This is a genomic window from Alteromonas sp. HB246098 (assembly GCF_054890645.1).
In genome coordinates, this window is record NZ_JBTZUG010000005.1 from 141,479 (window position 1) to 162,508 (window position 21,030).

The following is a 21,030-nucleotide window of genomic DNA, read 5'->3' on the forward strand; positions in this document are numbered from 1 at the left end:
CTAATTAAGAGGAAGATAAAAAATGTCATTTTCGTTTGATAAAGCCTACAACCTTGAAGGGCAAGTTGCTCTTATCACAGGCGGCGCATCAGGTATTGGTAAATGTATAGCTGAGCTTTTTGCTGAGCGTGGCGCGACACTTATTTTGGTGGATAAAAGCGAAGCCGTTCATGAAACAGCACGTTCACTTGGTGAGAACAACCTGGCGTGGATAGCTGATGTCTCTGATGAAGCATCTGCGCAGCAAATCGTTGCTGACTCGGTGCAAAAGCTTGGACGTATTGATATTCTTGTAAACAATGCTGGTATTGGCCCCCTAGCCAAATCTGAAGAGACGCCAGCAGATCTCTGGGATATCACTATGGCTGTGAACTTACGAGGTCCATTCTTATATGCCCGTGAAGTGGGTAAACAAATGCTGAAACAAAAGAGTGGGCGTATTGTTAACCTTGCTTCTCAGGCGGCATTGGTGGCACTTGATGGTCACTTAGCTTACTGCGCAAGTAAAGCTGGTGTACTAGGCATGACCCGCGTGATGGCAATGGAGTGGGGCCCTGAAGGTATTACTGTTAATGCTATTTCTCCTACGGTTGTAGAGACTGAGTTAGGCGCGGGTGGTTACTGGTCTGGCGAAACAGGTGCAAACTTTAAAGCGAAAGTACCGGCGCGTCGTTTTGCTCAACCAGAAGAAATTGCGCATTCAGCCTTGTATCTTGTTAGCGGCGCAGCTGGCATGGTCAATGGTGAAAATTTAGTAGTAGATGGCGGTTATACTGCAACCTAATAGAGCACAAAATTTAGTGTCATTGAGTTAAAGAGTTATTTAAGGTGGATTGCTTTATCGTGGGCATCTACCTTTTTTATGAGAGTGTAGTAACCGTTATTTGTATTAGTTTCACAAATAGAAACATGCATTGGCGGTATAACTGTGTAGTGGTCAAGTCATTTTGGCCACAGGTTTATAGCTATTTTGAAGTAAAAAAGAACTTACCCGTTCAAACGTCAGAAAGTGCTTTTTCCAAGCGGTCTCTAACTCAAGCTGGGCGAGTTTCGGTTATTTAGTTGCAACAGGGATTTTCTGGTATGAGACTGACTAGATGGTGAACTTCTTTCCATGAGTCAGAAAATTCTGTTTTTAAGAGTTCTTCTATTAGTAGGAACTTTTTATAAATATTTTCATTCATTGTGTTTTTCCGATTTTCCTTGATACCAAATAACAAGGTATCAGTGTATCCAATCTAACCAAGCCTCAACAATCATCGCCATCGCCAAAGTATCCAGCTCACAATATTTGAGAAGGCCTTTCTCCAGCTCATTTCGTTCATAATCACTCATCTCGGTAAACTGGCACTTTGCGTATGCGGTTAACGCTAGACCGCCGTTATTCAACTCATCATCACCACTAAGCAGTTCCAAATCTTGCTCATTAATATCTTTAAACATTCTTGGTAATTGTTTGTATGGGTCGATAATGTTGCCTGACTCAAAGTCCCTTTTAAGCCAGGTAAATTTTTCAAAATTTAAACTAGAAATTTCTTCAGACCCGTAAATAGGCTCACCATATTTTTTCTGCAAAAATTGGCTTTGATTCAAAACCGCTGGAAGAACAGCTTTTATTGAGTTTGAGCCGTTAGTTGCCGGGTCATAATAGTATTTTTTGACTAAATCCCATAAATCAACCATGTCTCTGGTTCCGCGCCATGAGTAGCCTGTTTTCTTGTCTTTTTTGTTAGTAATGGTTTTGATAAACCCTATGAGTTCTTCTTTGTCTATTTCATCTGAAGCTTCTAGCTGTCGATGAATAGCACAAAGAACAGTATTTTCATGGTTTGAATATCTAAAAATACTTCCCTTGTCTTTTTCTAATTGGGCTTTTAGGGCGCGAATAAATGCAAAGTTAGGGAATTCGCCCGGCGTTGTATTAAGAAACTCGCCTGCATGCGCGACACGGCCATCTTTATAAATAATATGGTGTGAAAACTGAAAGGCAGTTGTCTCATAAGGATGCATACCCTCAAAAAAGGGTAGCGCAACAGTATTGGTTTCAAAATCAATCATATGCAGTGGCCATTCCCACGTGGCCATTTCTTTCTTTAAGCCATCAGAATCGAAAAATGCAGAGCCATCATTATTTATTACTTTTTCTACTTGAAGCCATTGCCTTTCTTTGGGTAGCAAAGCGAAGTTCGTTTCTTCACCTGATAAGCCAAAATCTTCTTCGGTCAAATCTTTAAAATGTATGCGGCGTTCTTTTACAAGTGCATCGGCTTTTCGATAGTTCCAGATATCGAGAACAGTCGGCAGCTCAAAATCTTCGTCGCTCCAGCGCAGTTCTTCTTTCCAACATTGCTTAAAGCCATCTTTAAGTTCAGGATTAGATTTAACTTTAAACTCGCATTTCTTACATTTGCTACCGATAACAGGCGCAATGCGTATTTGTTGCTCGTACAAATTGGCTAACTGATTGATATTCTGCTCTAGAGTTTCTCCTGGACAGTTGGGAATTGTAAAGGCATTCTCGCCTTCAAAAAGGTCTTTAATGATTGGCATCACATGACGATGAGTCAAGAAATTCGCAGATAAGTCTTGTTGAGATAAAGAGTTGCAGGTGACGACACGTTTTCTATTTTTCTTGTCTTCTGTAATTTTGAATTTTTGATTTATACCGTCGGTTTTCGCAGTGGCTCTTTTGTCGACCAATGTAAGAAAGCAGTCGATGGAGTTTTGTGGAAATGCTTTTTTTGTTACGAACCACTGAAATGCGATGTCTAGCAAATAGGGCATCCAACCTGACTGATAACCCTTCGTTTTGTTTTTGAAGTCACCATCTTTTGTTATGTCATAGGATTTCGCCTTTACCTCATAGAGCTCAATCTTATTGCCTTGTTTCTTCAGCATGTCGACACGAATAAACATCGAACCATATTGAATTGCAGCTTCAAAAATAATGACATTGTTTCTTTTCAATAATTCATTGGTTTGCGCAAGCGATTCTTCTTTGTCTAGGGCTTCAATGTTCAGACCTTCAGGATGATAGGCTTTGACTAGCTCACCAATTTGATATCCACCATCAGCAAGAGCTTCAAGAAAGGAGTCGTCCATTGAAGTATTTTCATAACCCTTGTCATCAACATATGAAAGTTTTGTTGGACACTCACACGCGAGTTTGAACTTGCTTTTGGTAAGCATTGGCATGAAAAACGCTAATCCCTGACGAAATCTTTAGTCCTATTTTGAAAATAGTTGATTAAGGAATAATTTACAACGGTTATTAAATGTCCATCACTATTTAATACTGCAAATAGACCGCTCAAAAACTTGTTTTAGCATACAAAGAAAAGCACTACAGTAGAGCTAGATGAATATGGGGCATTGGTTTCGTTAGGAGGGTTATCTTTCTTCCAGACACAAAAAGAACCGACTCAAAAGTCGGTTTCAGTATCTTCTAGAGAAGAAGATGGTACAGTGGGCGGACTTGAACCGCCACGCTATCGCTAGCAGCGGATTTTGAAAAGTTAGTGTCTAAATTAACTAATTTGAATCAGAAATTTATAGTGTCATAAAAGCACTTTGCAAATTCTTTGCAAGCAAGCCCTATGAAGCTAAACTACAAGAAATGAGATAATATATCCAATTTAGCATGCTCAAGGAACAATGTATTAGGTGTACTAATTCAACTAAACCTTTACATAGCAAACAGCCTACCATTGCCTCAAAAAGCCCTTCCAGCAACAGAGTCTGATATTGATGATGACATTCCGTTCTGATCTTCGCAATCAGATATATCAAGCTCATTTAATCCGCTTCCTCTGGTCACTGGACGTTTGCAAACTCTCACTGTTTATAGCCGCGTTGATGTTTGCTTTCTACCAGAGTCCAACGTAGGAGAACACACCATTGAACGTCCGTTTATTGAACTCAAGGTCTTAAGCGGAACTTCAGTTCGTTTATTTAAACACTTATCTTAGGCATAAATTAGAAGTTTTTGTTTAGCTATTCTAACAATTGAAAATATAAATATTCCCAAGCAAGTTGTACACTATGAAGCGGTGGATAGGAGTAGTTTTCAACTTCAGCGACGATGTATTTGGGAAGGTTAACTCCATTTTGGAAAAACAAGCCAGTCCAGTCGATTTTTCCGCTAACTCCGAGTTCGCTATAATCTTTCACGTGCCAGCTCAAAAAACGGTTAGGGTATTTTTTAAAGTAGTTGATAGGGGCAACTCCAGCGACAATCATCCAATAAATATCAGCTTGGAAAAATACATGATTGGGGTTGGTATTTTCTATAAGATAATCGTAAATACGCACGTCATCAATTGTCTTGAATTCGTCAGCGTGATTATGAAATACGAAAGTTATGCCTTTTTCTTTACAGAGCTCACCAATGGCATTGTAATAATTAGCAATGTGCTGCAAGTCAGTTATGGATTTAATCGAGTTTAGTTGATTGTTAGATATCGTTAAGTATTCTACGCCAGCTGCCACATGATCATTAATCGTCTTGCTCCACCATTTCATAGTACTTTCCAATTCTTCAGGCAATGGCAAATCTCGAAATACCATAGAACCTAAGAAACTTAACCCTTGCGCCTCAACTAAATTGCGAAATTTGATAGGTGGCATGCCATAAAATTTTCCATCATCGTATACGAATGTTTCGACGTAGCTATAGCCCATACGGCTCAATTCACGGAGTGTTGCCGCGGGCGCTTTTTGCATTTCTGCATGAACAGAGACTAATTGAATTCCAATGTTTTTGTTCTTAGGGTTGGATTTAATAAAGCGGGTTTGCCACAGACTTTCACCTGATTCATTAAAGCCCTCTACAACAACGTCGGTAAAACTATTAAAATGAAATTCAACATCCATGTAAAAGTTACCTAGCATATCCTTATCACGCATCTTCCATTCCGAGTCGGATGAAAACAGACCTTCACCCTTAAAAATAAAGCCTTGTTGGTTTTGTCCTAACGCGATGATTTTCTCACTTTTTGAGTCATAGCCTATGAGTTCTACTAACAATTGATTGTATTTACCACCGTGATACTGCACTACATCAACCTGTAGCGCTTGGTTTTGCATAGCAGGAACGTTACTCATTTTAATATTGGGAAAATCTGCGACATTGTCAGTGTTTAAATCTGAGCTACTAACCCAATACCCGGCGTATTGACGCAATCGATCCGATTGAGTGTTAATCGAATTTTGGGCCATAGTACTACTGGTACAAATCAATAATAGGGAGATAAACGGTCTAATAAGTTTCATAGGTAACCAAATTCTATGTTGTTATGGTTATAATGACTATAAAGGGGCGTGGTGTAAACAGGTGGTAGAAGTGGTCATTATCATATTTACCTCTGTCGACATTGCAGATGCTCGATCTCTATTGAAAAAGTTGGTTAATGGCGCAGACAACTTATAAATCAGATGTGAAAGTCACCAATCGCTAATTCAAAAATCACTTAGAACGAAACAGAGTCGCGAGAAGTCAATACATGTTTAACGTGCATTAGTATCTCGCGTTGTTATTTTGGTAGAAGGGAAGTGATAACAGAGTTTATGGAAAGCTCTATGTTATCACTTTAGCTTTTAACGCTACCGAATGCCTTAAATAACCATTTGAAGCAAGGTTAAGAAGTAGTCTATTCGGTAACTAAATTAGACGGCCTGTGCGATAAAATTAGCGCGATATTGAGCAATATCATCTATCGACAATACCGTCATGTTGTGGGCTTTGGCAAACTCGACTATTTCTTTTAATTTTGCCATTGAACCATCTTTATTAGTAAGCTCACACAATACGCCGTATGGGTTCAAACCCGCCAGTTTCATTAAATCTACAGTACCTTCTGTGTGGCCCCGACGGGCAAGTACACCTTCATGGTTTGCTACAAGTGGAAAAACATGACCAGGCCTGCTTAAATCTTTTGGTTTCGCATTTTCTGCTATAGCTGCTTTTATCGTTGTTAAACGATCCGCAGCTGAGACACCAGTAGTTACACCTTGTTTGGCTTCAATTGAGACTGTAAAAGCGGTGCCGTAACTACTGCTGTTATCTTTGACCATTGGGGTAAGATCAAGCCGTTTTGCATGATTATCTTCCATACATAGACAAATAATCCCACTGCATTCTCTTATAAGAAGTGCGACTTGTTCTTTAGTGAGCTGCTCTGCTGAAAAGATGATATCACCTTCGTTTTCGCGATTTTCATCATCAACGAGTAGAACTCCTCTCCCTTGCTGCAGTGCTGAAATAGCGGCAGAGACTCTTTCTGAGGTGTTTCCAAATTGTGTTAATAGTGACTGATTCATAGTAAATTCCTTAAATTTAATACTAGAATCAGGGCTTGAAGAGTATGACAATAGACTACTACCGAGGTTTTTTAGCATACGAAAGTCTACCGTCAGTAAAGACAGTATAAATGGTGTCTTATTATTCTCTCCCATCCGGACTTTAACCGTCGGCTCTGGAATTTCACCAGATCTGCTAGTCCTTATAATTGTGGAAATTATAAGCGCTCGCGGGCTCTACCGAATGATTTCAATATTACCGCCGGTAAGGAATTTCACCTTGCCCTGAGAATAAAGTTCAGCTTCATTGACATATATGAAGCATGATCATTGTAAATTAGTGAGCTTCAAACGCAACGCTGAAATAGCGTCTATTTATTTTCAGTGAAGCAATAATTAAGAAGCAATTATTCAGCTATTTCACTGGCTGCGGGCTCAGACAAACTCTTTCACCAACAGCTCTAGCGCTTCTTGGTCTTTTGCAAAATTACGAATACCTTCGCTTAATTTTTCGACCGCCATTGCATCTTCATTAAACTGCCATAAAAATTCTTCATAAGTAAGTTTTTTGATGTCAGCGTTCGACTTTGCTACAACCTTACTCGAATCTAATTTGACTTCTAATTCTCCATCCATTTTGCTTAATTGATGAATGAGGTCAGGTGATATAGTCAGGAGATCACAACCTGCTAACTGCAATATTTCCTCTGTATTCCTAAAGCTTGCTCCCATAACGACGGTTTGGTAGCCATAGCTTTTATAGTAGTTGTAGATTTGCGTTACTGACTTTACTCCCGGATCATCTTTGCCGTGGTAATCTTTATTATCTTTAGCTTTGAACCAATCAAGTATGCGGCCTACAAAGGGTGAGATAAGCGTAACGCCTGCTTCTGCACATGCTATAGCTTGAGGTAGAGAAAATAACAGTGTTAAGTTGCAGTGAATGCCTTCCTTTTCGAGTTGTTCTGCAGCTTTGATGCCTTGCCATGTTGCCGCTAATTTAATAAGTACTCTGTCTCGCGACACACCCGCTTCTTCATACATAGAGATAAGCTTTCTACCTTTATCTATTGATGCTTGAGTGTTAAATGACAAGCGAGCATCCACTTCGCTACTAATTCGTCCTGGTATGTGTTTCAAAATTTCACAGCCAAAGTTGACGATTAGACGGTCGCAGATATCAGCGATATTGGACGTGTCGTCAGTATTTTCAATTGCTAAATTGAGCAGATAACTATATTGCTCTTCCTTCGCTGATTTTAATATAAGTGAAGGATTTGTGGTTGCATCGATAGGTAATATAGACTTGATAGAATTAATGTCGCCACTATCGGCAACAATAGTGGTTACACTCTTTAACTGCTCTAATATGCTCATGATTTTCACTTTCTTTAAATTAACAATAAATAGGTTTGAATGATTCTTACATGGTTTAAGTCTTACTATTGATGAGTAGACTCAAATCGTTAAGCTTTCTCATAAAATTTCGTGATACAGAGTGAGAAACAATATTAGACTCTGTTTTTCCGCGTAGGATTTTTTCACTTGCGTGAGCAATTTCAAATTCGAAACCGCTACCGCAGCGAGGGAAAGTTTGATGCTCAACCAATTCTCCTGAGTTGTATAAAAAGCTTTCTCTCGCGGACCAAAAATCTGGGATCTGAATTGTCCCTTCACTTCCAATCAACCATGCATCATTATTGAGTTGACCTCGAAAGCTCGTGTGAAGTGTTGAAAGCACTTCACCTCTTTGATAAGTCCAAGATACGTCATCTTCGACCCCATTTGGGGCAAAATGGCAATTAATAAGCGATGGTAGTGGGGTAGATTCGAAAAATAGAGAATCGAAAGCAATAGGGTATATCCCCATATCTAACAGGCATCCTCCTCCTAACTTTTTGTCATACTCTCTAGAGTTGGGTTGGTAAACCATAGGGAAGCCAAAGCTTGCTTTTATATGCCTGAGTTTACCTATTCGTCCAGAATCAACCCATTTCTTTGCTTGTATTATTGGTGGTAGAAAATATGTCCACATTGCCTCCATAAAAAAGCAATTTTGCGCTCTAGCCTCCGCGATCATGTGCTCAAGGGAAGAAAGTGAAGTCGTAGCTGGCTTCTCGCACAGAACGTGTTTACCTGCCTTCAATGCTTGCATCACATTTTCACAGTGAATGCTGTGAGGCGTAGCGACATAAACTGCATCAATATTTGGATCCTCAAGCATCGATTCGTAGCTTCCAAATGCCTTTGGGATACGGTGACGTGCTGCAAACTCTTCTGCACTTTTTGAGTTCCTAGATGCAACCGCATATAAATGTGAGTTAGCGCACTGCGCTATATCGGCTGCAAATGTATTAGCTATACGAGCAGTAGAAATGATGCCCCAATTTACCGTCTTGTTTTGCATGTATGTGTCCAAAGCTAGTGTGGATTTATGAGCTGCTAGCGCAACTGCTTTTTAACAGACAGGTTATAGCAATATTTCGTACTGAGAATAGGTTGATGAAAATTGATTAATACCTTGTAAATAATCGTAATTGTTAGCGTTGTACTATAGATTCAACCTTAAGTCCTTTTGGCACTATTTCATAAGGTATCAACATAATGACTCTAATCAGCAACCCGATATTGCCGGGTTTCCATCCCGATCCTTCAATAGTAAGAGTAGGCAATGATTATTACATTGCGACCTCGACGTTTGAGTGGTACCCAGGAGTTTGTATTTATCATTCAAGTGATCTTGTTAATTGGGAACTTATTGCAAGGCCTCTGGATAGGACTGATGTACTAGATATGCGTGGAAATCCTGATAGTTGTGGGGTTTGGGCACCCTGTCTTTCTTACAAAAAAGGCACCTTTTACCTCGCCTTCACTAACACGCGGCGTTTTAAAGGGGATTTTAAAGATACGCCTAACTACATAGCATCAAGTAAGAGCATAGAAGGCCCATGGACACAGCCGATTCACGTGAATAGCAGCGGTTTTGACCCATCTTTGTTCCACGATGAAAATGGAAAAAGTTATTGGCTAAATATGGTTTGGGATCACAGGCCGAGAAAAACGCGTTGTTCTCAAGGCGCTAACAGGTTTTTTCATGGAATAAGTTGTCAAGAAATAGATATTTCTACCGGTGAGTTATTAGGTAAAGCAAAGATTATATTTAAAGGTTCAGAATTAGGATTAGCAGAAGGTCCTCATATATTTGAAAGGAATAATTACTACTATTTAGTAGTAGCAGAGGGAGGTACTGATAGAGATCATGCTGTAACTATCGCAAGATCAAGATCGGTATGGGGGCCTTACGAGTTGCCCGATTCCAGACCGCTAATGACGAGCAGGCTTACACCGAAACTAGCGCTAAAACGAGCAGGGCATGGAGATTTTTGCTCGACAGTTGAAGGAAATACCGTTTTGGTTCATTTGTGTAGCCGACCGCTCGCTTATCGCGGTCGGGCTGTTATGGGAAGAGAAACAGCTTTGCAATATATTGAATGGATTAATGACTGGCCGCGTCTAAAAAGTGGAAAAAATACTCCCGCAGAATCAATTGAAACAAATTCTTGTACCGACATTACACTTCGTAACGAGCTTATCGACTTTAAAAATCAAACACTACCTTCTAGTTACCATTCTCTACGTTATCCTTTACCGAAAAATATACTTTATTATTTGAATCAGTCACTTGTGCTTCATGGGCAAGAGAGTCTTGGCAGTTTATTTGAGCAAAGTTTGATGGCTAGGCGACAGCAGCACTTTTGTTTTACATATACAGTGGAACTCAGCTTTGCGCCAGAGAGTTTCCAGCAAATGGCAGGTCTAGTTTGTTATTACAATAGCGAACAATATTATTATGTATATGTCACTTTAGACGAAAAAAGAGGGAAGGTGATGGAGTTGGTTTCTTGCCAAGGTGAAGCCATCTGTACCTATCACTTAGAAGAAAACATAAAGTTGCCTGACGAGGGTAAATTAACGCTTAAAGCACACGTGGAGTACGATCTACTCCATTTTGCATTTAAGACTGAGAACGCTGAATGGGTGTGGCTTTCAAAAAACCTTGATTACAGCATTTTATCAGACGAATGTGGCGAAGGGGGAGCTGGAGCTAATTTTACTGGTGCTTTCGTTGGAATAGCTTGCCAAGATTTGTCTGGTTCTAGAAAGCCTGCCTATTTTCACTCAGTCGAATACAAAGAGTTTACAGACAATGCTTAGCTGTCATGGATGATTAAAGTATTGCTTTTTCCATATTTAATTAATTACAAGAAGGGTTCTAGCAGAGGGGCGATAGGCCTGCCTCTGCTAGAAAGTATGGTGAACTTAGCCGTAAATAACTCTGTTTACCTTATTTTCTAATAGCTCTTGTTGTCCAGATTGATGTTTAGGGTTCAATTGTTCATTAAGGGCAAGCTTTGATAATGTTTCAAGGCTGTAGTTACCGCCTAAAATATCTTTCCCTAGCTCGGTTCCCCATCCTTGATAGCGTTTTGAAACTGCTTCTGAAAGAAAATCGCTCTCAATAAGCTTAGCTGCTCTTTTTAATGCCATAGCAAGATGATCCATACCGCCAATGTGTCCATAGAACAGGTCTTTAGGATCAGTACTTTGTCGGCGTAATTTCGTATCAAAATTAAAGCCACCGGTGGCGAAGCCTCCTGCTTTTAAAATTTCATACGTAACCAGTGTCAGCTCGTCTACATTAATTGGGAACTGGTCAGTATCCCACCCATTTTGTGCATCTCCACGGTTTGCATCAACACTGCCAAAGATACCCATAGAAATGGCGGTGGCCACTTCATGATGGAATGAATGACCAGCTAAAGTTGCGTGATTGGTTTCTATATTCACAGCAAATTCATTTTCAAGACCAAACTCTTTTAGAAAGCCGTAAACCGTAGCGGTATCATAATCGTATTGGTGTTTTGTAGGCTCTTGTGGTTTTGGCTCGATGAGTAGCGTGCCGTTAAAGCCTATTTTGTGTTTATGCTCAACTACCATCTGCATAAATCTACCCAATTGCTTTCGTTCTTGGCGTAGATCAGTATTTAATAATGTTTCGTAACCTTCTCTCCCCCCCCAAAGCACATAGTTAGCTCCGCCTAGACGCTTAGTCGCGTTCATGGCGTTAAATACTTGTGTTGCACCATAAGAGAATATTTCTGGATTAGGGCTTGTCGCCGCTCCGCCCGCATATCGAGGATTACTGAATAAATTAGCCGTCCCCCATAGTAAAGACAGACCTGTTTCCTCCTGCTTTTGCTCAAGTACGTCGGTCATTACAGCTAAATTTTCAGTATATTCTTTAAGGTTGTCTCCTTCAGGGCTTACATCAACATCATGAAAACAGTAAAAAGGAACACCTAATTTACTAAAAAATTCAAATGCTACATCCGCTTTCTGTTTAGCCCTTTCCATCGCATCACCCTCTTTTAACCAAGGGCGACCAAAAGTTCCGGCGCCAAAAACATCTGCACCGTCCCAACAGAAATTATGCCAGTAGCACGCTGCGAATCGCAGGTGCTCTTTCATAGATTTACCTAACACAACTTCATTTTCATCATAGTGTCTGAATGCTAGTGGGTTACTTGAAGACGGGCCTTCAAATTTAATTTTCTCTACGGACTCGAAAAATTGAGACATGGATGGTTCTCCGGTTTTATTTAAATGGCAACTGATTATTAGACGTTTACATAACGCTAACAATTATGTTTTTTCCTAATAGGTTTCTTCTTATTCTTTAGATGAGAGGGGATCTATATGGGTGAGTATCTTTTCGTATATGGACGATTCGGTGAGTCCAAAATGGTGATAAAGATCGCTAGCTTTGCCCGATTCTCCAAATGTATCGATACCAAAGACCACGCCATCTAAGCCCACAAATTCATACCATGGTTGAGAACTCGCAGCTTCAATGGCGAACCGAAGTCTTACTTTTGTTGGAAGCACTTCCTCTATGTAGTCTTTTGGTTGTTCTTTGAACCGAGAAAAACAAGGGATTGAAACTACCCTAGCTCGATAATTAGTCTTGCTGTTTAGGAGTTGCGCGATGGAAAGCGCTAAATGAACCTCAGAGCCGCTAGACATTAAAATTATATCTGGTTCTTTATTACAATCTGTGAGCACATACCCGCCCTTGCTAATATTCTCGACTGTTGTCTCAGTTTGTGGGGTAGGTGGAAGAGATTGTCTAGAAAAACACAAGGCACTTGGGCGCTCTAACTGCTCAATGGCGGTATACCAAGCAGCAGCTGTTTCTACCTCATCGCATGGCCGCCAAGTATCTAAATTTGGCGTGGCGCGTAAACTCGCTATTTGCTCTACAGGTTGGTGAGTGGGTCCATCTTCTCCAAGTCCTATTGAGTCATGAGTAAACACGAAAATATTAGGGAGCTTCATTAAAGCAGACATACGTACGGCATTTCTTGCGTATTCCATAAACATTAAGAAGGTGGCAGTAAAGATTCTATGAGTGCCATAAGCGGCAACACCGTTGGCAATTGCAGCCATGCCAAACTCTCTAACGCCAAAATGTAAATACTGCCCGTGAGGGGTTGCAGTAGCGAAAGGTATCGCTTCTTTCCATTGTGTTAGATTAGAAGGTGCTAAATCTGCAGACCCTCCCACTAACTCGGGAATTAACATTTTTAAGTGGTTAATCATACTTTCTGAAGCTTTTCTTGAAGCGACGCTCACTCTATTAGCTAAGAGATCTGCTAGCAGAGCCTTCTTTTGAGTCGGTAAGTGTCGTGGTAAATCACCCTTTTGTCTTCGCTCTAGTTCTTTAGCTTCTTGAGGGTAAAAAGTCGCATAGTTTTTGAACTTTTCGTCCCATTTAAATTGCCAAGTGCTACCCTTATCCTTAGCGCTCCACGCACTATACATTCCATGCGGAAGGGAGAATGGCTCATTACCAACGTTGAGCGATTGCTTAATTAGAGATATCTCTTCATCACCCAATGGCGCACCATGACATGCATGAGAACCCGCTTTATTAGGAGAACCAAAACCGATAGTTGTTTTACAGCAGATTAATGTAGGCTGAGATGTTTGTTTAGCGGCTAAAATTGCTTCGTCGATGGCATTAGCATCGTGCCCGTCTACATCGCGTATTACATGCCAATTATAACTCTCAAAGCGCTTGGGTGTGTCATCAGTAAACCAACCTTCCACTTCACCGTCTATTGATATACCGTTGTCGTCATAGAAAACAATAAGCTTATTTAATCCCCACGTTCCTGCTAAAGAAGCGACCTCGTGAGATATGCCTTCCATTAAACAACCGTCACCAACGAAGCAGTATGTGTAATGATCAATAATATTGAATTTTGGTTTATTAAATTCACTGGCCAGCATTGTCTCAGCAAGTGCAAAACCCACGGCATTTGCGAGACCTTGTCCTAGCGGACCTGTGGTCGTTTCAACACCCGGAGTATAGCCTTTTTCTGGATGTCCTGGCGTTTTTGAGTGTATTTGACGAAAATTTGATAAGTCTTCAAGAGAAACATCGTATCCAGTAAGATGCAACAAACTATAAAGCAACATTGAACCGTGGCCATTGGACAGCACGAAACGATCTCTATTTATCCAATTTGGGTCTCGAGGGCTGTGAACTAAATGCTTTCTCCAAAGCACTTCTGCAATATCTGCCATACCTAATGGCATCCCTGGGTGACCAGAGTTAGCGGCTTCTACGCCATCAATACTTAAAATTCTTATTGCGTCAGCGCACTGTTTACTAGAGAACATAAAATACCTATTAATTTGATTGAGGTTGGCTAGCTAGTTGTTTGAAAGTTTTGTACCTTTCCATCAATAATTGATGGCGATTTTCATCTGGTCTGTGTACTTCATTAATCGGAGGAGCAGGGCATAGCTCAGCCAGTTCTTTAGTATTTTCGATATTTATTTGTGCTAGCTTTGCTGCGCCTAGTGCCGGACCCACTTCTCCCCCTTGTCTGTAGGCGATCTTTAGCCCCAATACATCGGAAATCAATTGTCGCCAGTACTGACTGCGGGCTCCGCCTCCGATCACTGAAATTGAGTGTAGATTCACCCCTGCATCTTGCATGATGTTCAGACCATCTTTAAATGCGAAGGCAACACCCTCGAGTACTGCATATGTCATATCGCTTCTAGATGTGTTGTGGGTAAGGTTACAAAATCTCCCGGTGAGCGATGGGTCGTTGTGAGGTGTGCGCTCTCCGCTAAGATATGGAATGAAAAAACACGTAGACTTGGAAGGCAAGTTGCTGGAGCTATTTAGTTCATTAAGAAGGGGCGCGACATCACCATTGGCTGCAATATTTGCAAACCACTGTAAGCAAGATGCGGCGCTGAGGTGAACCGACATTGCATGCCACTTGTTAGGCAAAGCGTGGCAGAAGCTATGTAGTGCCAACTCTGGGCTATAAACAAAGTCATCAGTAACTGCGAATATGACTCCAGACGTACCTAGCGATAACATCGCTTGCCCGCTATCAGTCACGCCACTTCCTATTGCACCTGCGGCATTGTCACCAGCACCACCTACCACCGTTATTGAAGGAACGTTCCACCTTTTGGAGAGTGACTCCTTCAACGTTCCCGATGACTCAGTGCCTTCCACCAATGCAGGCATATGCGAGCGATTTAGGCCGCATAGCTGTAGTAAAGTATCAGACCAGTCTCGCTTCTTAGTATCAAGCCAGCACGTGCCAGCAGCATCGGACATGTCACTTACAAAGTTGCCTGTTAATAGGTAACGAATATAGTCTTTAGGTAGTAGAACTTTTGAAATTTTGTTGAAGTTAGCAGCTTCATGTTTGGCAAGCCATCTCACTTTAGGAGCGGTGAATCCCGGCATTATCAAATTACCAGTTAATGAAGTCGACTCTGGAAATTCGAGCATCATTTCTTCACATTCTTTCGCACAACGTCCGTCGTTCCATAGTATTGCTGGACGAATGACTTCCCCATGAGAATCAAGAAAAACCGCGCCATGCATTTGACCGGCGAGGCCAATCGCTTTTGCTTCTTTTAGGCTTCCTCTGTCTCCGAGCAAAAGCAATACTTTATCTATAGCTAGCCACCAGTCAGAGGGGGACTGCTCAGACCATGTTGGAGAAGGTGAAGATACCGTAAGCGGTGCTGACTCGCTGTCAATTACGACTCCATTTTGATCGCAAACGACTACTTTAACCCCTGACGTACCTAGATCGATACCAATGTAATGCATTTCAAATCCTCTTTTTTAACCCAAGATTAACGAAGATTTAAAACTCAACAATTACGAAAATGCCAATGGTGGTTATGAATATTTCTGTGTCAAATACAAGTAACTTACTAAAAAAATGACGATACGCCTTCACGATGAAGGCGTACTACAAAAATGATTAAAGTGAAAGAATTGCTTCCAAAGCACTCTTAGGCGTGTAATCTCGATTCCATATGAGAGGGTAGTTAGTGCGATCCTCTATAGGGTAGTAGTTTTTCCACGAAGTGGAATCATCTACACCCCAAAATGTCACTCTGTCGATGAATTCAGACTTCTTTTTAAAGAGATAAAATAATTCAGCCCATCGCTGAGTAAGTTGGGCTTCTACATCTGAGGGGAGACCTTCTTTATAAGGATCTAAAAAGGTTTCGAATTCAGGTTCTTGAAATTGTTTATGGAGGAGTCCGGTTCCAATTACTTGCCCTTCTTTTGTTATTGGTAATACATCGATATCGATTTCACTAATCATCACCTTGACGCCTTCTGCGGCATAAGCATCAATAGCTTTTTCTATTAAATCTATGTTTGGATAGTTAAGGCCCCAGTGTGCTTGAATTCCTACTCCATCAATTCGAATGCCTTCTTTCTTGAGCATTCTAATCATTCTAATTATTCCCTTTACTTTGCCAGGCTTCCAAGCATTGAAATCGTTATAATAAAGTTCTGTATTTGATGCATATTGTTGAGCGGTTTGAAAGGCTAGTTTAACAAGTTCGTCGCCGCTACCTATTTGATTGACCCAAGTCGTCGGTCGATACTGCCCATCGTCGTCAATAATCTCGTTTAATACATCCCATGCATGAACCTTACCCTCATAACGAGTTGCCATAACCTTAATGTGGTTTTCTAGTACTTCTTTTTGCTTTGTCTTATTGTAGGCTGTCCCATCAACTTCAGTAAAAAACCATGATGGTGTTTGGTTATGCCAAATCAATGTGTGGCCCACTACGAAAGCACCCATTTTTTCCGCATAGTTGATAAAAGCATCAGCATAGTCAAAATTGTACACGCCTCTTTTCGGGCTTACGATCTCCGCTTTCATATCATTTTCTATTGTCAACGTATTGAAATGCTCAGCAACGATTTGATTTGCGTTGGGAAGCCTCCCTTCTACGATGTCACGCCCGACAGCCGCGCCAACCTTAAATTCATTTTTAAAATGCTCTTTTAGTGTTTCTGCTATTGAAACTGGGGTGGTGAGCATTAGTAGTAAGCTAGAGAAGCAACTGAGAAAAAACTTTATCTTCATAACAATATCCTTCAAAACTCCGATGAGTGATCAATGTAACTAGGTCAACTTAAATTGTTTTTTACAAAAAAATTGCAAAATATTTTCAGTATTTGTAAATTACATTTAACATTTAATAGTCGATATGACAATAAGGTTTGTTTTGAAAAAATCCGTTTACGTCTATATTTTTAACATTGTGATAACCATTATTCTTCTCTTGAGGAACCACGACTTAATCGCCGAAGAATCACTCATTTTTGATATTAAAAAAGTACCTGGAAAGTTTAGCTTCTTGGAGGGACCTACTTGGTCTGAAAGTAGTGACCGGTTTTATTTTTCAGATATGCACTTCTCAATGGACACCGGAGAAGGGCCGTTATCAAATATTTTGACGTTGGCAGAAGGTGAAACGCCTCAGTTGGTTTTCAAAGATAGTGGTACCAATGGCCTTATTTCTTATGAAGAAAAGCTCTATGCCGCGAATCATAAACTGCGTGGCTTGTGTGTGATAACGGATAAGTGCTATTCGCTTTTAACGCACTACAACAGAAGAAAGTTTAATTCTCCTAACGACTTAGTTATAAGTCGATTAGGTGTAGTTTACTTCTCCGATCCTGACTGGCAACTATGGGGGCGGAAAAGGGAACTCTTACATACATCTGTCTATGCATTTAACTTAGAAAAGAGTCAGCTTCAAATCATTGATGATAGTCTGCCTAACCCTAATGGGGTGGCACTTTCCCCAGGGGAGAACAAACTCTATGTCGGCGCAGGTAATGATTCAGTTTATGTATACAACGTTGATAGTTTTGGAAGTGTTGATACCTCGACACGACAGCTTTTTGCTAAAGTGAATGCACCCGATGGCCTAGCGGTAGATGAGAAAGGAAACATTTACGTCGCCAGCCACACTACAGGTGAAATCGTAGTTTTTTCTAACCTCGGAAATGAAAAGTCTAAAATCAAAATAGATACCCGAATTACTAATATTGCGTTTGGCGGTAAGGACTGGAAATCACTTTTGATTACAACCCCTGATTATCTATATCTTGCCAAAACTAAATACAAAGGCTCCCAATCGTTGAATAAAAAATAACAAAGGAAAAACGTAAAAACAGAAAACGTTAAAATATTGTTAACCATGCGTTGTTGTGTTTATATCTCATATGGTCAACATGACATTAACAATGGGTCGAGGAAAATACATGTTTAAGAGAAAACTCATAACAACAGCAGTCCTCTCTGCAATTGGAACCGCAGGCTACTCAGCCACCGCGATAGCTCAACAAGCGGCAGAAGAAAATGCTACTTCGTCTATAGAAGTTATAGAAGTTAAGGGCATAAAAGGTAGCCTTCAGCGAGCAATGGACGTCAAGCGTAATTCGGATGGAATAGTAGATGCTATTTCCGCAGAGGATATGGGCAAGTTCCCAGATACAAACCTTGCAGAGTCTCTTCAACGAATAACTGGAGTTTCAATTGATAGAGCGGCTGGCGAAGGTAGTCGAGTTACGGTACGCGGGTTTGGTGCTTCGCAGAACATGATCACGCTAAACGGACGACAACTGCCACGTACTACAGGTGATAGAACTTTCGATTTTGCAAATATTGCATCTGAGGCAGTTAAGGGCGTTGAAGTATATAAAACTGCAGAAGCAAGTGTTCAATCTGGTGGTATCGGAGCAACCATCAATATTTTGACTCATCGCCCTTTACAATCCCCAGGAACGACTGCGTCGTTTGGTGCAAAGGTTGTTAGTGATGATTCATCCATGGATTCAAGCTTGACGCCTGAGTTTAGTGGTCTCTATTCCAAAACGTTTATGGACGACAAAGTAGGTGTTTCTATCAATACCAGTTATCAAGAAAGAGATAGTGGTATGCGCGAGTTTCTTCAAGATCAAGGTTATCGAGGAAGTGATTATACGAACACTGGATGGGCGGGGGTTCCTGCTGGAGAAGCTGGAGGACAGAATAGGCCTACTTCAGGTATTTACTCAACTCCTCAGCAGCCTCGTTATGTTTTTGAGGAACGCCAAAGGAAGCGTGTTAATGGTCAGTTAGTATTACAATACCAACCAATCGACTCCTTAACAGCAACATTAGATTACACGGTCATTCGAAATGATATTGAGGAGCAACATACAGATGCTTCAGTGTGGTTCAATTACGCGGGTGACAGAAGCGAAACTATCTGGGCTGGTGAGCCAAATGCCGTTCCTTTAGTTTACTCAGAGATTTATGAAATAAACAGTGATGCAGATTTAGCTGATACATCGCTTACCGTTGGTGCTTGGGGTAATGAGCAATCGACAGACTCAATCGGTCTAAACCTTCAATGGCAAGCATCTGTCGATCTGCGCTTAGAACTCGATCATCATAGCTCTGAAGCGGAGATGCAAGCTTCAGATCCAAGACATGGAACGCGTAACAATATTCAGCTGCCTTCTTATACCCGAACTCGCACAGGATTAGATTTACGGGGAGATATTCCTACGATAGCAACAGGAAACATTGATCAGTTTTCACCTGATACTTTTAGACTTTCGGGAAGCTGGTTTGCCAATGACTATTACACTTCAGAAGTGGACCAAACCCAAATTTCCGGAAATTATTATATTTCTGATTACACCTCAATAGATTTTGGGATTTCACTAAACAATGTTAGTAACCGATACAGACACACACAGGTTCAGCGTGCCGATTGGGGTGGGGTGGGTGAAGTAGGTGATTTCGCCGATATTGATTGGGAAGAAGATACAATCCTAGATAAGTTCAATGGAAGTGCAAGCGACTTTGCTGGCACTGCTACCCAATCTTTGTACGACGTGTTTGACAGAATTTGGTTCGCTGATTTTGATGAAATTGTACGTGCTGCTGAGTTTGCTGATCCGACAGCTAACGTTGATTCTGTGTGGGGCGACTGCCTAGCACCCGAAGGAGCAGTGGCTGGACCTAACGGAGAAGGACATTTCTGTGCGTCTACGAACTGGGATGCAGGAACAAATCGCTATACCGAAGAGAAAATTAAGTCAGTTTTCGCACAAGTGAAGCATGAAGGCGAAATTGGTGACATGTTCTATAACTTGCTATTAGGTGCAAGGTACGAGCAGACCAAAGTGCTTTCAACGGCTGCGGCTCCTTCTTATACTCGTGTTGAGTGGAACGAGGACACGGCTACGTCCGTAACTGGCTTCGCGGGGGTAGAAACCCTTAGTCAAGAAGCTGACTACAATAACTTCTTGCCTAACTTTAACTTCAATCTTAACGTTACAGATGACGTTGTCATGCGACTTGCATTGGGTAAAACATTATCGCGAGCCAGCTATAATGCTCTACAAGGCGGAACAACCATTAATACAGGTGGGAGCTTAAGTGGGTATTCTGGTCAATCTGGAAACCCAGGGGTTAGACCTTTAGAATCTAAAAACCTAGACCTTGCGGCAGAGTGGTATTATGACGAAGGTAGCTATGTTTCGTTGGGTTACTTTAGAAAAGAAGTAAGCAATTGGATCACAACTGGCACCGTGGAATCGACAGTTTTCAATCTTGCTAACCCATTAGATGGTGCGAAATTTGATGCTGCTGTTGCTGCACTAGGCGCTAATGCTTCAAACGAAGAAATACGTAACTATATTCTGACTAACTATGCTGATGACCCTTTGGTTACGCCTAATTTTGATGAAGATGGCAATTTAGACGGTGGTTCTATAGTAGGCGATCCTGACTCAGATAATCTTGTAGTGTTCAACGTAAACGTCCCTGTAAATGGTGATACAGAGCACACCATTGATGGGATTGAGTTTAATGTCCAACATAATTTCGGTGATACCGGTTTTGGAGGAATATTTAACTACACTTACGTTGATACAGACTTGAGTTACGACGTCAATTCGTTGTCTGATACCGAAGCACTCGTTGGTTTGTCTGATACGGCAAACCTAGTAGCTTTCTATGAGAAAAACGGTTTACAGGCTAGGGTTTCTTATAACTGGAGAGACAAATTTTTAAGTGAGAGAAGGGTAAATGGTGATTTAACAGCGCCGATTTTTACCGATGCCTATCATCAAATTGACGTTAATCTAAGTTATGATTTTGAGTCAGTGGAAGGTTTATCTGTTTTTGTTGAAGGAATAAACATAACTGATGAACAAAACAAGCAAGTGGGGCGTGACGACAGATTGGTATATAGAATTACCCAAACGGGGGCTAGATACAATTTAGGAGTTCGCTACAGTTTTTAGTGCTA

13 protein-coding genes and 1 riboswitch are annotated in these 21,030 nt (G+C 40.9%); of the genes, 4 read left to right on the forward strand and 9 right to left on the reverse strand.

Annotated elements, in window-relative coordinates:
- Nucleotides 1-22: 22 nt before the first annotated feature.
- Nucleotides 23-784: a GolD/DthD family dehydrogenase gene (locus tag ACYTPF_RS12385; RefSeq protein WP_461852415.1), complete on the forward strand. Its 762-nt coding sequence runs from the start codon at nucleotides 23-25 to the stop codon at nucleotides 782-784.
- A 440-nt stretch (nucleotides 785-1,224) separates the two neighbouring features.
- Here ACYTPF_RS12385 and ACYTPF_RS12390 read toward each other — a convergent pair whose 3' ends face one another.
- The 5 genes from ACYTPF_RS12390 to ACYTPF_RS12410 form a co-directional block, all read right to left on the reverse strand.
- Nucleotides 1,225-3,195: a DUF2779 domain-containing protein gene (locus ACYTPF_RS12390; protein ID WP_461852416.1), complete on the reverse strand. Its 1,971-nt coding sequence runs from the start codon at nucleotides 3,193-3,195 to the stop codon at nucleotides 1,225-1,227.
- Nucleotides 3,196-3,993: 798 nt separating this feature from the next.
- Nucleotides 3,994-5,217: a sugar phosphate isomerase/epimerase family protein gene (locus ACYTPF_RS12395; RefSeq protein ID WP_461852417.1), complete on the reverse strand. Its 1,224-nt coding sequence runs from the start codon at nucleotides 5,215-5,217 to the stop codon at nucleotides 3,994-3,996.
- 447 nt (nucleotides 5,218-5,664) lie between these two features.
- The gene (gene ribB, locus ACYTPF_RS12400) at nucleotides 5,665-6,318 is read right to left on the reverse strand and encodes a 3,4-dihydroxy-2-butanone-4-phosphate synthase (RefSeq protein ID WP_461852418.1); all 654 of its coding nucleotides are present in this window, start codon (nucleotides 6,316-6,318) and stop codon (nucleotides 5,665-5,667) included.
- A gap of 119 nt (nucleotides 6,319-6,437) precedes the next feature.
- A riboswitch (FMN riboswitch) is annotated at nucleotides 6,438-6,594 on the reverse strand.
- 138 nt (nucleotides 6,595-6,732) lie between these two features.
- A complete protein-coding gene (tal, locus tag ACYTPF_RS12405) occupies nucleotides 6,733-7,677 on the reverse strand; it encodes a transaldolase (RefSeq protein WP_461852544.1) in 945 nt (314 codons plus the stop codon).
- Between the two features lie 52 nt (nucleotides 7,678-7,729).
- Nucleotides 7,730-8,704: a Gfo/Idh/MocA family protein gene (locus ACYTPF_RS12410; RefSeq protein ID WP_461852419.1), complete on the reverse strand. Its 975-nt coding sequence runs from the start codon at nucleotides 8,702-8,704 to the stop codon at nucleotides 7,730-7,732.
- A 197-nt stretch (nucleotides 8,705-8,901) separates the two neighbouring features.
- Between ACYTPF_RS12410 and ACYTPF_RS12415 the strand changes: the two genes are divergently transcribed.
- Complete coding sequence (locus ACYTPF_RS12415; protein WP_461852420.1) at nucleotides 8,902-10,512, forward strand: glycoside hydrolase family 43 protein; 1,611 nt, start codon at nucleotides 8,902-8,904, stop codon at nucleotides 10,510-10,512.
- Nucleotides 10,513-10,617: 105 nt separating this feature from the next.
- Here ACYTPF_RS12415 and xylA read toward each other — a convergent pair whose 3' ends face one another.
- From xylA to ACYTPF_RS12435, 4 genes are all read right to left on the reverse strand, one after another.
- Complete coding sequence (gene xylA, locus ACYTPF_RS12420; RefSeq protein ID WP_461852421.1) at nucleotides 10,618-11,937, reverse strand: xylose isomerase; 1,320 nt, start codon at nucleotides 11,935-11,937, stop codon at nucleotides 10,618-10,620.
- Between the two features lie 90 nt (nucleotides 11,938-12,027).
- Nucleotides 12,028-14,043, reverse strand: a complete 2,016-nt coding sequence (gene tkt / locus ACYTPF_RS12425) for a transketolase (protein WP_461852422.1) — start codon at nucleotides 14,041-14,043, stop codon at nucleotides 12,028-12,030.
- A gap of 10 nt (nucleotides 14,044-14,053) precedes the next feature.
- Nucleotides 14,054-15,511 carry a xylulokinase gene (gene xylB / locus ACYTPF_RS12430; RefSeq protein ID WP_461852423.1) on the reverse strand — a complete coding sequence of 486 codons (1,458 nt, stop codon included), beginning with the start codon at nucleotides 15,509-15,511 and terminating at the stop codon, nucleotides 14,054-14,056.
- 157 nt (nucleotides 15,512-15,668) lie between these two features.
- Nucleotides 15,669-16,799, reverse strand: a complete 1,131-nt coding sequence (locus ACYTPF_RS12435) for an endo-1,4-beta-xylanase (RefSeq protein ID WP_461852424.1) — start codon at nucleotides 16,797-16,799, stop codon at nucleotides 15,669-15,671.
- A 142-nt stretch (nucleotides 16,800-16,941) separates the two neighbouring features.
- Between ACYTPF_RS12435 and ACYTPF_RS12440 the strand changes: the two genes are divergently transcribed.
- Nucleotides 16,942-17,877 (forward strand): SMP-30/gluconolactonase/LRE family protein, encoded by a 936-nt coding sequence (locus tag ACYTPF_RS12440; RefSeq protein WP_461852425.1) that lies wholly within the window; start codon nucleotides 16,942-16,944, stop codon nucleotides 17,875-17,877.
- 109 nt (nucleotides 17,878-17,986) lie between these two features.
- Entirely contained in the window at nucleotides 17,987-21,025 is a 3,039-nt protein-coding gene (locus tag ACYTPF_RS12445) for a TonB-dependent receptor (protein ID WP_461852426.1), read from the forward strand.
- Nucleotides 21,026-21,030: the final 5 nt, after the last annotated feature.